A 16,550-nucleotide genomic window follows, 5' to 3' on the forward strand; every position below is an offset into this window, starting at 1 on the left:
TGAACGTATGTTAAAGCCAAAATCAAGGTGGATTGTAAAGAAATCTGACCAGTCGAAAACAGAGTCGCTTGCAAAGGACCTTAACATTAGTAGTCTGACTGCTTCTCTGCTTGTCAATCGCGGATTGGATACCGTGGAAGATGCCCGGTATTTTTTATTTGGGCAAAAAAACGAATTTCATGATCCGTTTTTATTAAAAGATATGGACAAAACGGTTGCGCGAATCAATAAAGCGGTGGAAACACAGGAACCGGTTTTAGTATTTGGCGATTATGATGCAGACGGTGTAAGCAGTACAACGGTCATGATGAAAGCCCTGACCGAAATTGGGGCAAATGCCGATTACTACATACCAAACCGTTTCACAGAGGGCTATGGTCCAAATGAAAAAGCTTTCCGAAAGGCTGCTGAGAGCGGAATTGGGCTGATCATCACTGTCGATACAGGTATTTCAGCTCTTCATGAAGCAAATGTGGCCAGGGATCTTGGCATCGATTTGATCATAACAGATCACCATGAACCAGGTCCGGTGCTTCCTGATGCTTTCGCAATCATCCATCCGAAGCTGGAGGACAGCGTATATCCTTTTAAAGATCTCGCCGGTGTAGGCGTGGCGCTTAAAGTTGCTCATGCATTACTTGGGAGGCTTCCTGAGCATTTGCTGGAATTTGCGGCAATAGGCACCATCGCTGATTTAGTCCCGCTCCTGGGTGAGAACAGGCTGATAGCCTTAAGCGGAATCGCGCAAATGAAGGCAAGCCAAACGCCTGGTTTACATGCGTTGCTGAAACTCGCGAAAACGGAAAAATCGGCAATAAATGAAGAAACGATTGGTTTTTTAATAGGACCAAGGGTAAATGCGGCCGGTCGCCTGGGGAGTGCAGATCCTGCTGTCCAATTGATGATGACCTCTGATCCAGAGGAAGCAATGATGCTGGCTGAGGAAATTGATTCAATAAACAAGGAGCGCCAAAATATAGTAGCAGAAATTGCCCGGGAAGCGATTGATGAAGTCGAAAAGAATTATCCTGTAGAAGATAATCGAGTCCTTATCGTCGGCAAGGAGGGCTGGAATGCCGGAGTCATCGGCATTGTCGCATCCAAGCTAGTTGAAAAATATTACCGCCCGGCGATCGTCCTTAGTTTTGACAAAGAAAAGGGTCTGGCAAAAGGGTCCGCCCGAAGCATTGCTGGTTTTGACCTGTTTAAAAATCTCTCTACATGCAGAAATATCCTTCCTCATTTTGGCGGCCATCCTATGGCTGCTGGAATGACGCTGGAGCTTGACCATGTAGAGGAACTGAGAACAAGGCTGAATGAGCTGGCGAAAGAGCAGCTGACTGAGGAAGACTTAATTCCTGTATCACATATTGATGCTAAAATAGCTATTAATGATATAGATATTGAATCTATCATTGAACTGGGCCTGCTGTCTCCGTATGGTGTCAGTAATCCGAAGCCCAGGGTGCTGATCGAAGAGGCGAATATTTCAACGTTAAGGAAAATAGGTGCTGACCAGTCCCATCTTAAGCTCTCCCTAGAGGAAGCGGGTACAACGATCGATGGCATCGGATTTGGTTTCGGCCATCTCCATGACCATATTTCACCAAGCTCCAAACTGTCGATCATCGGGGAATTGTCAATCAATGAATGGAACAACATCAAGAAGCCACAAATTTTCCTCAGGGATGTAGCTGTAAATTCGTGGCAGCTTTTCGATTTCAGGGGACTAAAAAGAATTGAAAAGCTTCCTGAAATGATATCAGGCGATAACATAAAATGGATCCTATTCAATCCCGAATTGAAGGATAAGTTTTCTGCTATTTTGGGAGACTCTCTGCTGCTGGTACCTTCCGTGGAAGAAGCAGCTAAGCTGGATATTGATTTATCATATACTGTACTGCTGGATCTTCCGCCAACGAAGGAAATTCTTGAAAATTTATTTTCCGGGAAAAAACCTGGGAGAATATATGTCCATTTCTATAAAGAAAACAGTGATTTCTTTACGACAATGCCTACGAGGGAACATTTCAAATGGTATTATGCATTCCTCTCAAAGAGAGGATCTTTTGACTTGAAACGATATGGCGATGAACTGGCTAAGCATAAAGGATGGACAAAAGAGACAGTTGATTTCATGTCACAGGTGTTTTTTGAACTAGAGTTTGTTAAAATAAACAATGGGTTTATTTCACTTGAAAAAAATGTCCCGAAACGGGATCTTTCTGAATCCAAAACATATCAGCACAAGGTGCAAGCATTTACTCTTGAAAATGAGTTGCTCTATTCATCGTATGAGCAATTGAAAGCTTGGTTTGACCAATATATTCAAGAGTCGGTGAAAAATGAGGAGGCAATTATTCAATGGATTTGAAACAATTCATAACAATCGTTCCCGATTGGCCAAAGCCGGGCATTAAATTTAAGGATATCACAACCTTAATGGATAATGGCGAGGCATATAGATATGCAACAGACCAAATCGTGGCTTATGCTCGCGAAAAGCAAATTGACCTTGTTGTCGGTCCGGAAGCCCGTGGCTTCATCATTGGATGCCCGGTTGCTTATTCGCTTGGAGTAGGTTTCGCTCCAGTAAGAAAGGAAGGAAAACTTCCGCGCGAAACAGTAAAGGTCAATTACGGTCTTGAATACGGCAGCGACGTTTTGACAATCCACAGAGACGCAATCAAACCGGGACAGAGAGTCTTAATCACAGATGATTTGCTAGCTACCGGCGGAACAATCGAAGCAACGATCAAACTAGTAGAAGAACTAGGCGGAGTTGTAGCTGGTATTGCGTTCCTGATCGAACTGACATACCTCGATGGACGTGAGAAGCTTAACGGATACGAATTGTTAACATTGATGCAATATTAATGGGACGGGGCGCTTCATTGCGAAGTGCCCTTTTCTTATGAGATAAGGAAGTATAAATTTCGCTTCGAGAAATGTCCAACTCCAGCGCCTAGCCCCTCGAGTCGCTTGTCTAGCTGCGCCTCCTAACTCCTCGAGACGCTTCAGTCCTGCCAATGAAGTCAAAGAACGACTTCACTGTCAGGCCCTCCAGCGCTTGTCGGAGTTGAACAGTCGGCTACACATTTCGATTTCGGTCCGCCCAATGAAGTCAAAGAACGACTTCACCGGTCGGCCCTCCAGCGCTTGTCGGGGCTGACCAAGGCGCTTGCGCTTTTCTTATATTTGCAGAAGGTTTCCTCTATACTTGGCCTGCTGAAATGTACTCCTTCTTTTAGTTGTAAAAATCATAGTGAATAAATGAAATTAAATATCTTTCGACAATTTTTTTAATTTCTGCTGTAAAATATCTTCCTTTCTCTTTACATCTTTGATTTTTTCTTTGATAATAGTAACAATCCTTTACAAGAATAATTATTGTATTTATAAAGGTTTTTTGATTGTTTGTCGATTTTTCCTTGGTTCCCGCAGAACAAATGCGGGTTAATATAACGAAATAAAAAATTAGGTGATCCTATGGCGAATGACCAGGTAATGACCGCAGAACAAGTCATTGACTGTACTAAATCATATTTAAATGTTGAGCATGTGGAATTGGTAAGTAAAGCTTATGAATTCGCCAGACAGGCTCATTACGACCAATTCAGGAAATCTGGTGAACCGTACATCATCCATCCTATCCAGGTAGCAGGGATTCTTGCAGACCTTGAGATGGATCCAGCGACGGTAGCTGCCGGCTTTCTTCACGATGTCGTTGAAGATACCGCTGTAACGCTTGATGATATCAGAGAAGCGTTCAATGATGAAGTGGCAATGCTTGTCGATGGCGTTACAAAGCTTGGTAAAATCAAATATAAGTCGCATGAAGAGCAGCAGGCAGAAAATCACCGAAAGATGTTTGTTGCTATGGCCCAGGACATCCGCGTAATCCTCATCAAACTTGCTGACCGCCTGCATAATATGAGGACTTTAAAGCATTTGCCGCTCGAAAAGCAGCGGAGGATTTCCAATGAGACTCTTGAGATTTTCGCGCCGCTCGCGCATAGGCTAGGTATTTCAAAGATCAAATGGGAACTCGAAGATACGGCATTGCGCTATTTGAATCCTCAGCAATACTACCGTATTGTCAATCTGATGAAAAAGAAACGTGCAGAACGCGAGCAGTATCTTGATGAAGTCGTCGATGAAGTGAAGGAAAGGCTTGCTGAAGTTTCCATTAAAGCAGAGATTTCCGGCAGGCCAAAACACATTTACAGCATCTATCGTAAAATGGTTCTGCAAAACAAACAATTCAACGAAATCTATGACTTGCTTGCTGTAAGGATTGTTGTGGACAGCATCAAGGATTGCTATGCAATCCTCGGGATTATCCATACATGCTGGAAGCCGATGCCTGGACGATTTAAAGACTATATCGCCATGCCAAAGCCAAATATGTACCAATCGCTGCATACAACAGTAATCGGCCCGAAAGGCGATCCTCTTGAAGTCCAGATCAGGACGGATGAGATGCACAGGATTGCAGAATTCGGGGTTGCAGCCCACTGGGCATATAAAGAAGGGAAGCCAACCGAATCCTCGAATTTTGAGACTAAGCTTTCCTGGTTCAGGGAAATTCTTGAGTTCCAGAATGATACTGCGAATGCAGAAGAATTCATGGAATCTCTTAAGATCGATCTTTTCTCTGATATGGTTTTCGTTTTTACCCCAAAAGGCGATGTAATCGAATTGCCGTCAGGATCGGTGCCAATCGATTTTGCCTATCGGATCCACTCGGAAATCGGGAATAAAACAATAGGTGCCAAGGTCAACGGCAAGATGGTCACGCTCGATTATCAGCTTAAGACAGGCGATATTATCGAAATCCTCACTTCCAAGCACTCTTATGGACCGAGCAAGGACTGGCTGAAGCTTGCCCAAACATCCCAGGCGAAAAATAAAATCCGCCAATTCTTCAAGAAACAGCAGAAGGATGAAAATGTTGAAAAAGGCAGGGAACTTCTAGAAAAAGAGATTCGCAACATGGATTTTGATGTCAAGGAAATCCTTACGACAGAAAACCTTAAAAAGGTTGCAGATAAATTCAATTTTACCAATGAAGAAGATTTATTCGCTTCAATCGGATACAACGGGATCACCGCGCTCCAAGTTGCGAACAGGCTTACTGAAAAACTGCGCAAAAAGCGTGATCTTGAGCAGGAAAAGGATATATCGAATGCTGTTTCAGAACTTAAAGCATTTTCTCCGGTGAAGAAACGGGAATCAGGTGTCAGGGTGTCCGGCATTGATAATTTGCTGATCAGACTTTCGCGCTGCTGCAATCCAGTCCCTGGCGATGATATTGTCGGTTTCATCACAAAGGGCAGAGGCGTGTCCGTACATCGTTCTGATTGCACCAACATTCATACAGAAGATGCGCAGGCCAGGCTGATTCCTGTTGAATGGGAAACGGGACTGAATGACCGCAAAGAATATAACGTTGATATTGAAATCAGCGGATACGACCGAAGAGGGCTGCTTAACGAGGTACTTCAGGCAGTTAATGAAACAAAAACAAATATAACAGCAGTTTCCGGTAAATCCGACAAGAATAAAATGGCGACAATCAATATGTCGATCGCGATCCACAATGTCAGCCATTTGCAAAAGGTTGTTGACCGGATTAAACAAATCCCTGACATCTATGCTGTCAGAAGGATGATGAGTTAGGTTCTTGTATACTTTGTGGTTTTCGTCCGGAAATTACGAAAGCAGCCATTAGTTAAGGAGATTTGTCATGCGCTTAGTTATACAGAGAAGCAAAGAAGCTAAGGTAACGGTAGATGGTGAGGTTGCCGGCGCTATTACTAGGGGTTTTGTCATCCTTGTGGGCGTTACGCATGAAGACAGCGAAAAGGATGCAGCTTTCCTTGCAGAGAAGGCTGCCAATCTGAGGGTCTTTGAAGATGAGGCCGGAAAAATGAATCTGTCACTCTTAGAAGTGGGCGGTGAGATTCTTTCCGTATCACAGTTCACTTTATATGGCGATTGTCGTAAGGGTCGCCGGCCGAATTTCATGGATGCGGCTAAGCCTGACCATGCTTTGTCCATATATGAAGCCTTCAATGGATTTTTGAGGGACAAAGGGGTCAAGGTTGAGACCGGTGTTTTTGGAGCGATGATGGATGTTCAGCTGACTAATGATGGACCGGTAACATTGATCATCGATAGTAAATAGAGAAAAATGAGAGAAGGTATCCCAGTGGGATACCTTCTTTTTGCATGATTATTAGTAGTTTTTAAAATAACGCGCAAGGCCCTCGAAGATGCCGTTGGCCACTGTTTCTTGGTACTGTGGGGTACTTACCAGCATTTCCTCAGCTGGGTTGCTTAAATAGCCAAGCTCCAGAAGGATGGCTGACTGCCTGTTTTCCCTGATGACATGGTAGTCACCGAAACGCGTTCCCCGGTCCTTCAGCATAGTCTTGCTTACAACCGATGAGTGGATTTGTTCACCTAGAGGCTTCTGCTTTGAATTATAATAATACGTCGTCATGCCTCTTACGCTTCTATCATTGATACTATCATAATGAAGACTGATGAATGCGTCGGCACTATGGTAATGTGAGCTGCTTACCCTCGATGGCAGGGAAATATAAGTATCGTTATTCCTTGTAAGGACAACATTCGTTCCAGAAGCTCTTAGTTTGTCATACAAAAGCTGGGCTGTTTTTAATGTCAGCGTTTTTTCCAGCGTACCTCTGACTCCTGTTGTCCCGTTGTCCCTGCCGCCATGGCCTGGATCAATGACAACAGTCTTGTTTTTAGTGTGCTTTTCTGCTCCGGGTTTTTCGATTTGCGGAACATTTCCCTGAATTGAGACAATCCAGCCTGCAACGAAGCCGACCGCTCCATTGGGGAGAGAGATTTCATACCAGTCATTCTTAATGCTTACAACATTAAAGGTATCTCCCTGATTTGCCCGATGAATCACTGTAGTTCCGGTGCTTGGTCCTTTGCGGATATTCGTGCCATTATGCAGCACTTTCACACTGCTGTTTTTAACCGGCTGGTTTGGTGCTGCTGCAGGTCCATTCTTTGTTTTATCGAAAAACCAGCCCGCCGCCCAGCCGGTTTTCCCAGTTTTAAATTCGATTTTGACCCAATTATTTTGTTCTTCCAGGATTAGAAAACTTTGTCCTTGTGATACAGACCCGATAACCCGGCCATCCAAGGCATTCCGGTCACGGACATTCAGCTGGGAAGCTGTCACCTTGCCCGAATATTGCTCTGCAGGAGCTGTCGGCTTCACGCTGTCTGAAGAAGTATTCCCGTTTACCTTAAGAAATTGAGCACTTACCCAGGCTTTCTTACCGGCGAATGAAATCTCCGCCCAGCCATTCGACTGTGACAGGACTGCTGCTTCTGCACCTTTTTTTAATTGCCCTATCGTGTTTGCATTCAATGATGGTTTTTCCCTGACATTCAATGAATCAGCAGTTACTATTCCTTTGCTTGCAGCATTAGAGCTGCCGGCAGCAGGAGCACTGCTGGCATTGCTGCCACTGAATCTTATGTACTCCTTTGATACCCAGCCATGGATTGCTGGCGTGCGCACTTCAGACCAATTGCCATTGGTGGAAAGAATCTCGACAGCTTGTCCGCTGTTCAGCGATCCAACTACCTGATAATTGGTGCCAGGACCTTTTCTTACTCTGAGGCCATTCGCTGTGATGCTTCCTGAGGTGCCGTTTGAATTCTTGGAAACGGATGGCTTCGATGTATCCTTGGAAGTGAACCATTCCGCTACCCAGCCTTTTTTGCTTCCTCCAAGGCTGATCTGGATCCAATCGCCTTCCTCCTTGACGATCGAATACTTTTCTCCTTTTTTTACCGAACCGGCAACAGGATAGCTCAAACCAGGCCCTTGTCTGACATTTAAGCTAGTTGCTGTAATCGTGAGGCTTCCATTATCCGCATTTGCTGTTTCTAAAGCTGGAAGGTTCCCGAAAATCAGCAACAAACAAAGGATGACAGGAACCAATTTATTTTTGGGCAATGATCTCCCTCCCTTTTCTTTCTCAAGATTGTGTTAAAGGTCGATTTGATTTACAAACTATGTTGAATAGAGCAAATTACAACAGGTGATTAAGCCTGCGCTTAAAAATATTTTACCGGAATTTACCGGTAAAATCACGGTTTCTTTTATCTTTTATCGGAAAATAAGCCGGAAATTTAACCTTGAAAAAGATTATATGAAAAATCGTGAAAAATTTTCAAAAGGCTGGGAAGAATAGTAGCAACAAACTATGGAAGGTGATACCATGCGGTTCAGCGATAAAGGAATGTCCGCTTCATTTGGGGAGAATCAATTATTAGGGGTGGATTTCCATGATTTTATCCAAAAGGAACAAAGCTCTCACGTAGTAGAATTAGCTTCAGAATTTGGGCTGTCTCTCCGTGACGTAAGAAAATTGAAAAAACAGCTTGAACGTTCGTGAAATGTTCTTGACATTGCAAAACGGACTCCGTATTATAATATAAATAAAATGTTATATCGAAATCATACCGTTGATGGAGCAGAGTAACCCGGAAACACGTGGAAAGAGAGGAAATGCCTTGGCTGAAAGCATTTCTGCATGATGACTTGGTGAATGAACACTCCGTAGGATTTTCTCTGAACATGGCCTTAGGGCAATCATTAGGAGAAGACGTATTCAGGCGTTAACTGTTAAAGAGGAAGTGCGCTCAGGCGCCTTCAATTAGGGTGGCACCACGGGAACCAAAGCTCTCGTCCCTTGTTATTAAACAAGGGATTGGGGGCTTTTTTGTATTTTCATTTTCTTTATTTACGGTTCTCTTTGCTGACTGAGGCTTTGTTGATTAGTCAAGGAAAGAAGCTGAAAAAGACTGGAAATGGCTCTGCTTCTTGCTTAGCGTCAAGTCTTATCTTATACATATTGAATTGATTAATGGAGGAGGATGCACTGTGTCTAATCAAATTAATATCCCACGCGGAACACAGGACATTTTGCCAGGCCAGTCTGAAAAATGGCAGCTTATTGAGGCAAAAGCAAGGGAACTTTGTGGAAAATATCAATATCAGGAGATTCGTACTCCAATCTTCGAACATACAGAATTATTCAAGCGAGGCGTAGGCGATACGACCGACATCGTCCAGAAAGAAATGTACACTTTTACAGACAGGGGCGACAGGAGTCTTACGCTCCGTCCCGAAGGAACTGCAGCGGTTGTCCGTTCTTTTGTAGAAAATAAAATGTTTGGTTATGCAAACCAGCCTGTGAAGCTTTACTATATGGGGCCAATGTTCAGATATGAACGTCCTCAGGCAGGGCGTTTCCGTCAATTTGTCCAATTTGGAGTCGAAGCGATGGGAAGTGCAGACCCGGCGATTGATGCTGAAGTCATTTCACTTGCAATGTCCCTTTACAATGAACTTGGCTTGAAGAAGCTGAAGCTTGTAGTCAATAGCCTGGGAGACAAAGAGAGCCGTAAAGCGCACAGAGATGCACTGATGAATCACTTTAAACCTCGTATTGGTGAGTTTTGCAGCGATTGCCAAAACCGTCTTGAAAAAAATCCAATGCGGATTCTGGACTGTAAAGCGGACCGCGAACATGAGCTCATGAAATCTGCTCCATCAATCATTGATTATTTGACAGATGATTCCGCTCAATATTTTTCAACAGTCACTAAGTACTTGACTGATTTGGGCATCGAATTTGAAATTGATCCAAACCTTGTGCGCGGCCTGGATTATTATAACCACACCGCGTTTGAAATTATGAGCAATGCTGAGGGATTCGGTGCGATTACAACTCTTTGCGGCGGAGGACGTTATAACGGACTTGTCGAAGAAATTGGCGGACCTGAAACACCTGGAATCGGGTTTGGATTAAGTATTGAAAGACTTTTGTCCGCTCTTGATGCCGAAGGTGTGGAACTTCCGGTAAAAGAAGGAATTGACTGCTATTTGGTTTCTCTTGGTGATTCTGCCAAGGACTACACTGTTAGGCTGCTCCACAATTTAAGGGCCGCCGGTTTCTCAGCAGAACGTGATTATCAAGACCGTAAAATCAAAGCGCAATTCAAAGCAGCTGACCGGATGAATGCTAAGTATGTAGCTGTTTTAGGTGAAGATGAATTAAAAGAAAATAAAATCAACTTAAAATCGATGGCAGACGGCGAGCAAATTGAACTGCCACTTGAAAGCTTTATTGAAAAATTCCGGGTGATCTGTAAGTAGAGGGGGAGTTTCGATGTTTGGGAGAACATATTTTTGCGGTGAAGTTACAGAAAAGGCAATTGGTGAAAAAGTTACACTTAAAGGATGGGTGCAAAAGCGCCGGGACCTGGGCGGGCTGATTTTTATCGACCTGCGTGACAGGACTGGTATTGTACAGATCGTTTTCAATCCTGATGTTTCACCAGAAGCACTATCGCTTGCCGAGAAGGTCCGTACTGAATACGTCCTTGACGTTAAGGGTACAGTCATCGCCCGCGGTGAAGGTACTGTAAATGAAAACCTTAAAACAGGTAAGGTTGAAGTTCAGGCTGAGGAACTTACAATTATCAATGAGGCAAAAACAACACCGTTTGTCATCGCTGATAAAACGGACGTTTCCGAAGATGTCCGCTTGAAGTATCGTTATCTGGACCTGCGCCGTCCGGTAATGTTTGAAACCTTCAAGATGAGGCACCAGGTGACAAAAGCAATCCGTGACTTCCTCGATGGAGAAGGCTTCCTCGATGTTGAAACACCGATTTTAACAAAGAGCACGCCTGAAGGAGCGAGAGACTATTTAGTCCCTAGCCGTGTTCATCCAGGTGAATTCTATGCACTTCCGCAGTCTCCACAGCTTTTCAAGCAGCTGATGATGGTCGGCGGCTTTGAACGTTATTACCAGATTGCCCGCTGTTTCCGCGATGAAGACTTGCGAGCTGACCGCCAGCCGGAATTCACGCAGATCGACATCGAAACCAGCTTCATGAGCCAGGAGGACATCCTCGCACTGACTGAAAAAATGATGCAGAAGGTCATGAAGGATGTGAAAGGTATGGACGTGACTGTTCCATTCCCGCGCATGAGTTATGATGATGCGATGAACCGCTACGGATCTGATAAACCGGATACTCGTTTTGCAATGGAACTTGTCGATCTTTCCGAGACAGTCAAGTATTCTGGTTTCAAAGTATTCGCATCTGCAGTTGCAAACGGCGGCCAGGTAAAAGCGATCAACGTGAAGGGAGCAGCAGCAAATTATTCACGTAAAGACATCGACGCTCTTACAGAATTCGTTTCAGTATACGGAGCGAAAGGTCTTGCATGGCTGAAGGCAGAAGAGGATGGGCTTAAAGGGCCAATCTCCAAGTTCTTTGCTGAAGAGGAGCAACAGGCACTAAAAGCAAAGCTGGATGTCCAGACAGGCGACCTTCTTCTGTTCGTTGCAGACAAGAAAAGCGTCGTTGCTGATGCACTTGGCGCTTTGAGAATAAAGCTTGGAAAAGAGCTTGGCCTAATTGACCAAAGCAAATTCAACTTCCTTTGGATTACGGACTGGCCGCTATTGGAATTCGATGAAGAAGCAGACCGTTATTTCGCTGCCCACCATCCGTTCACGATGCCAGTGCGCGAGGATTTGCCATTGCTTGAAAGCGATCCTGCCCATGTAAAAGCACAGGCATATGACCTTGTTCTCAATGGCTACGAACTTGGCGGAGGTTCCTTAAGGATTTTTGAAAGAGATGTCCAGGAAAAGATGTTCTCAGTCCTTGGATTCACGAAAGAACAGGCTTACGAGCAATTTGGCTTCCTGCTTGATGCATTCGAATATGGAACTCCACCACATGGCGGAATCGCCCTTGGCCTTGACAGAATGGTCATGCTTCTTGCCGGAAGGTCTAATCTTCGCGATACAATTGCGTTCCCGAAAACGGCAAGCGCTAGCGACCTTCTGACAGATGCACCTGGCGAAGTAAGCGAAGCCCAGCTTGATGAACTTCACTTAGCATTGAATGTAAAAAAAGACCAGTAATATCCAGCGTCCATTTCCTTGAAGTTCATTTCCAGCTGTGGTATTATACTTACAACAGATGAAGAGTCCTGATGTGTTCGTTGTTTAACCTGAAGTTTTGACCTAACATTTTTCCTTCGGGAGTCCGCGTTTCCGGGCCGCGTAAATGCCTCTGGCTAGAGGACTTACAGAAATCCGGAACAGGGCACCCACCTGCTGAGAGCGGGTTCAAGACGAAGGCATCCACACGACGGCACGATTGGGACTCTTCCTACATACGTCATCAAAAACCATGCGCTTGCATGGTTTTTTTTTGCTCCGATACCGGACGAAAATTGGTTTTTTTCGATTTCTATCCGTAAAAGCCTCGATGAGCATATCACTCATCTCCATTCATCCTATCGGACACTTAATTAACTTAAAGCTTAGGTTTTATCGGCATTTTTTTATGTAGGTGCTTCCTGCTTGATTCGGGCATTCCTCTTATTGATGTTGTATTTTATTCTAAGACATGCAAAAAAACCATATATACTTTAATTCCTATAAAAATACTTGAAATTAACTTAGAGTATGTTATATTCAAAAGCGGGTATAGATATTAACATTAATATTATGTTTGGAGTGAGTTTGAATGCTTCATCAATTTTCTAGAAATGAATTGGCCATCGGCAAAGAGGGCCTTGATATAATGAAAAATAGTACAGTTGCCGTTCTGGGAATTGGCGGTGTAGGATCATTTGCGGCAGAAGCTTTAGCGAGGTCTGGAGTTGGCAGGCTTGTGCTTGTCGATAAAGATGATGTGGATATCACAAATGTTAACCGTCAGCTGATTGCCCTGCTTTCTACAGTAGGCAAGCCAAAGGTAGAAGTAATGCGCGACAGGATAAAGGACATCAATCCTGACTGCGAGGTCATTGATTTGAAAATGTTCTATACAGAAGAGACATATGAGCAATTTTTCAGTTATGACCTTGATTTTATTGTAGATGCATCAGACACGATTTCATATAAGATCCACCTGATTAAAGAATCTCTTACTCGAGGAATTCCAATGATCTCAAGCATGGGTGCTGCTAACAAGATGGACCCAACGCGCTTTAAGATTGCTGATATCTTCAAGACACATACCGATCCACTCGCTAAGGTGATCCGTACTCGTCTGCGAAAGGAAGGCGTCAAAAAGGGGATACCTGTCGTATTCTCTGATGAAAGCCCGATTGTGATCCGTGAAGAGGTCCGAAAAGAGGTAGGCAATGACAATGCGGAAATCCGCAAAGCGAAAATGCCGCCTTCATCGAATGCTTTTGTTCCTTCTGCAGCTGGTCTTATTATGGCAAGCCATGTTGTAAGAGAGCTGTTAAAGGATGTTAAAATTACGAGAGTTAACGATTAAACAAATAAGCGGATGGCCTAAAACAAGGCCAATCCGCTTATTTTTTATATCCGGTAATTTTATCATATATCGTCGATAATGCCTGTTCGAATTTACCTGTCTTCTTCGGCTTGTAATAGACCTTATTCTTGATGCGGTCAGGCAAGTATTGCTGCTTGACCCAACCACCTTCATAATCATGAGGATAAAGGTAATCAACACCTCTGCCAAGCTCTTTGGCGCCTTTATAGTGGGCATCCCGTAAATGGTCTGGGACTTCGCCGCTGATGCCTGAACGGATGTCTGCAAGCGCTGAATCGATCGCGACAATGGCCGAATTTGATTTTGGAGAAAGGCATAATTCAATGACCGCACTTGCCAGAGGGATTCTCGCTTCTGGGAAGCCGACTCTTTCGGCTGCTTCGATCGCGGCAAGTGTCCTTTGCCCGGCCTGAGGGCTGGCCAGTCCAATATCTTCATAGGCAATGACAAGAAGGCGCCTGTTGATGCTCACGAGGTCGCCAGCTTCAATCAATCTTCCGAGATAATGGAGAGCCGCGTTGACGTCGCTGCCCCTGATTGACTTCTGAAAGCCTGACAGCACATCATAATGCGCATCGCCATCTTTATCATGCGCGAGGCTTTTTTTCTGCATGCACTCTTCGGCTGTTTCCTCATTTATATTAATAACACCATTCTTATCTGGAGCTGTAGACAATACGGCTAGTTCCAATGCATTTAAAGAACTGCGCACATCGCCGCCAGACGCCGTGGCGAAATGGGTCAAGGCTTCCTCGGTTATCTCAACCTTTAAGTTTCCAAGGCCTCTTTCTTCATCGGCAATCGCCCTGCGTAAAGCTTCTTTTATATCATTTGGTTCGAGCGGCTTCAGTTCGAAAATCTGGCATCTTGAGCGGATCGCCGGATTGATCGCATGAAACGGATTGCTCGTCGTCGCCCCAATCAGCACAATCATCCCGTTTTCAAGGTAGGGAAGCAGGAAGTCCTGTTTGGCTTTGTCAAGGCGATGGACTTCATCGAGAAGCAGGATGACTTTTCCTGACATCTTTGCTTCGGCAGCGACGACCTCCATATCTTTTTTATTGTTGGTGACGGCATTAAGTGTCCTGAACGCAAAGTTCGTGCTTCCGGCAATCGCGCTGGCAATAGAAGTTTTTCCTATGCCTGGTGGGCCATATAAAATCATTGAAGATAACTGCTTCGCCTTTACCATTCTATTTATTATTTTTCCTTCGGCTACAAGGTGTGACTGGCCGATCACTTCCTCAATCGTCCGGGGCCGCATCCTGAAAGCAAGAGGTTTAAGGTTCATACTCATCGCTCCATTACATTTTTCGTATATATACCATAACATGAACGGCGCAGTTGCGCATTGTACATGCTATTTGTGCTATAATGTCAAAAGCCTACCTATTGACTGAGGATTTAGGTATAATTTAAATATGAGAATGCCGTATGGGGCATAAATATAATGAGTTTAATGTGAGCTGACATATTGTTATTTTTACAGGGACATTCTTTTAGAACAATGAAATAGAGGTGTTTTTATGAAAATATCCACGAAAGGCCGTTATGGACTGACCATCATGATCGAGCTAGCCAAGAAACATGGTGAAGGCCCGATTTCCCTTAAGTCCATTGCGCAGACTAATGATTTATCCGAGCATTATTTAGAACAGTTGGTCGCTCCGCTCAGAAATGCAGGACTGGTAAAAAGCATCAGGGGAGCGTATGGCGGCTACATCCTGGGAGATTTGCCTTCGAAAATATCCGCTGGGGATATCATCCGCGTCTTGGAAGGACCGATTAGCATCGTTGAAGGAATTGAAGATGAAGAACCAGCGAAGCGAGAGCTTTGGACGAGAATCCGGGACGCTGTCAAGGAAGTACTCGACAATACCACAATCGAGGACCTCGCGAACCATTCTGACAACTTTGGCGAATCTGACGCCTATATGTTTTATATTTAACGGGAACCCATAAAGGAAAATCTTCTGAAGAGAGGGTAATATTTTGGAAAGAATCTATTTGGACCATGCTGCAACTACACCAATTCATCCAGAAGTCCTGGCTTCAATGGTAAAAGTAATGGAAGCGGAGTTTGGCAATCCATCGAGCATCCACCATTATGGCCGGGAAGCCCGAAAAATCCTGGATGATACCAGGCATGAGCTGGCAATGAGCATTGGGACGAAAGCAAATAATATCATTTTTACAAGCGGCGGTACTGAAGCGGATAACCTGGCGATTATCGGCTATGCAGAAAATAACCGTTCAAAAGGGCGGCATATTATCTCGACACAAATTGAGCACCATGCCGTATTGCACAGCTGTGAAGAACTGGAGAAGCGCGGCTTTGAGGTCACTTATCTTCCGGTCGATGAAACAGGACTAGTTTCTATGCAAGAGCTGGAACAAGAATTAAGAGATGATACAATTCTCGTTTCAATTATGTACGGTAATAACGAGGTTGGCGCCATTCAGCCAATACGTGAAATCGGCGAGCTTCTTTCCGGACATCAAGCTGTTTTCCACACGGATGCTGTACAAGCTTATGGGATTGAAAAAATGAATGTTGATGAATTACAGGTTGATCTTTTATCCGTTTCTGCGCATAAAATTAACGGTCCAAAAGGAATCGGTTTCCTTTACATCCGGGATGGAGTAAAGCTTGCACGCCAGCTTTATGGCGGGGAACAGGAGAGGAAGCGCCGGGCTGGCACTGAAAATGTGGCAGCAATTGCCGGATTCCGGAAAGCTGTCGAACTTTCGGTAAAGGAACTTGAGAGCAAACGCACTGCCTATGAGGAGTTCAGGAATGTTTTCATCGATAAACTCGAAACGAGCGGAATCTCTTTCCAGTTGAACGGATTACTTGAAAACTCACTGCCTCATATCTTAAACTTAAGCTTTCCGGGCACGAATGTTGAAGCGATGCTTGTGAATCTGGATTTGGCGGGAATTGCATCTTCAAGCGGTTCAGCTTGCACCGCCGGCTCGATCGATCCCTCACATGTGCTCGTCGCGATGTTCGGAAAAGAATCTGAAAGGTTAACAAATTCAATCCGGTTCAGCTTTGGTCTAAACAATACTAGAGAGCAGGTTGAAAAAGCAGCTGAGCAAACAGCTGAAATTGTTCAGAGACTGGCGAGAAATGGTTAACTGGCAGG

12 protein-coding genes, 1 other RNA gene and 1 other annotated feature are annotated in these 16,550 nt (G+C 44.4%); of the genes, 11 read left to right on the forward strand and 2 right to left on the reverse strand.

Going from position 1 to position 16,550, the window contains the following annotated elements:
* Positions 1–7 precede the first annotated feature (7 nt).
* The 4 genes from recJ to dtd all read left to right on the forward strand — a co-directional run bounded on the left by recJ (position 8) and on the right by dtd (position 6,190).
* On the forward strand, positions 8–2,374 hold the full coding sequence (recJ, locus tag M3204_RS05565; RefSeq protein ID WP_251479399.1) for a single-stranded-DNA-specific exonuclease RecJ: 2,367 nt from the start codon (positions 8–10) through the stop codon (positions 2,372–2,374).
* The gene (locus M3204_RS05570) at positions 2,365–2,877 is read left to right on the forward strand and encodes an adenine phosphoribosyltransferase (RefSeq protein ID WP_251479401.1); all 513 of its coding nucleotides are present in this window, start codon (positions 2,365–2,367) and stop codon (positions 2,875–2,877) included. The genes recJ and M3204_RS05570 overlap by 10 nt, the downstream gene beginning before the upstream one ends.
* A gap of 612 nt (positions 2,878–3,489) precedes the next feature.
* Positions 3,490–5,682: a RelA/SpoT family protein gene (locus tag M3204_RS05575; protein ID WP_251479403.1), complete on the forward strand. Its 2,193-nt coding sequence runs from the start codon at positions 3,490–3,492 to the stop codon at positions 5,680–5,682.
* A 67-nt stretch (positions 5,683–5,749) separates the two neighbouring features.
* Positions 5,750–6,190: a D-aminoacyl-tRNA deacylase gene (gene dtd / locus M3204_RS05580; protein ID WP_251479405.1), complete on the forward strand. Its 441-nt coding sequence runs from the start codon at positions 5,750–5,752 to the stop codon at positions 6,188–6,190.
* A gap of 51 nt (positions 6,191–6,241) precedes the next feature.
* Here dtd and M3204_RS05585 read toward each other — a convergent pair whose 3' ends face one another.
* Positions 6,242–8,011: an SH3 domain-containing protein gene (locus M3204_RS05585; protein ID WP_251479408.1), complete on the reverse strand. Its 1,770-nt coding sequence runs from the start codon at positions 8,009–8,011 to the stop codon at positions 6,242–6,244.
* A gap of 265 nt (positions 8,012–8,276) precedes the next feature.
* On the opposite strand from M3204_RS05585, the gene M3204_RS05590 reads away from it, so the two are divergent.
* The 5 genes from M3204_RS05590 (at position 8,277) to M3204_RS05610 (ending at position 13,380) form a co-directional block, all read left to right on the forward strand.
* Positions 8,277–8,453: a hypothetical protein gene (locus M3204_RS05590; RefSeq protein WP_251479410.1), complete on the forward strand. Its 177-nt coding sequence runs from the start codon at positions 8,277–8,279 to the stop codon at positions 8,451–8,453.
* Positions 8,454–8,514: 61 nt separating this feature from the next.
* Positions 8,515–8,754: a binding site (T-box leader), on the forward strand.
* Between the two features lie 187 nt (positions 8,755–8,941).
* Positions 8,942–10,219 carry a histidine--tRNA ligase gene (hisS, locus tag M3204_RS05595; protein WP_251479412.1) on the forward strand — a complete coding sequence of 426 codons (1,278 nt, stop codon included), beginning with the start codon at positions 8,942–8,944 and terminating at the stop codon, positions 10,217–10,219.
* A gap of 13 nt (positions 10,220–10,232) precedes the next feature.
* Positions 10,233–12,008 carry an aspartate--tRNA ligase gene (gene aspS / locus M3204_RS05600; protein WP_251479415.1) on the forward strand — a complete coding sequence of 592 codons (1,776 nt, stop codon included), beginning with the start codon at positions 10,233–10,235 and terminating at the stop codon, positions 12,006–12,008.
* A 62-nt stretch (positions 12,009–12,070) separates the two neighbouring features.
* Positions 12,071–12,257: non-coding RNA, 6S RNA (ssrS, locus tag M3204_RS05605), on the forward strand.
* Positions 12,258–12,618: 361 nt separating this feature from the next.
* A complete protein-coding gene (locus M3204_RS05610; protein WP_251479417.1) occupies positions 12,619–13,380 on the forward strand; it encodes a tRNA threonylcarbamoyladenosine dehydratase in 762 nt (253 codons plus the stop codon).
* Between the two features lie 37 nt (positions 13,381–13,417).
* On the opposite strand, the gene M3204_RS05615 is transcribed toward M3204_RS05610, so the two are convergent.
* Entirely contained in the window at positions 13,418–14,692 is a 1,275-nt protein-coding gene (locus M3204_RS05615) for a replication-associated recombination protein A (RefSeq protein ID WP_251479419.1), read from the reverse strand.
* A 235-nt stretch (positions 14,693–14,927) separates the two neighbouring features.
* Here M3204_RS05615 and cymR point away from each other — a divergent pair, with 235 nt between their 5' ends.
* Together cymR and M3204_RS05625 are read left to right on the forward strand one after the other, a co-directional pair.
* The gene (gene cymR, locus M3204_RS05620; protein WP_251479420.1) at positions 14,928–15,350 is read left to right on the forward strand and encodes a cysteine metabolism transcriptional regulator CymR; all 423 of its coding nucleotides are present in this window, start codon (positions 14,928–14,930) and stop codon (positions 15,348–15,350) included.
* A 43-nt stretch (positions 15,351–15,393) separates the two neighbouring features.
* Positions 15,394–16,542: a cysteine desulfurase family protein gene (locus tag M3204_RS05625; RefSeq protein ID WP_251479422.1), complete on the forward strand. Its 1,149-nt coding sequence runs from the start codon at positions 15,394–15,396 to the stop codon at positions 16,540–16,542.
* The last annotated feature ends 8 nt before the right edge of the window (positions 16,543–16,550 follow it).

The sequence above is a fragment of the Mesobacillus subterraneus genome, assembly GCF_023715485.1.
GTDB lineage: Bacteria > Bacillota > Bacilli > Bacillales > Cytobacillaceae > Mesobacillus > Mesobacillus subterraneus_B.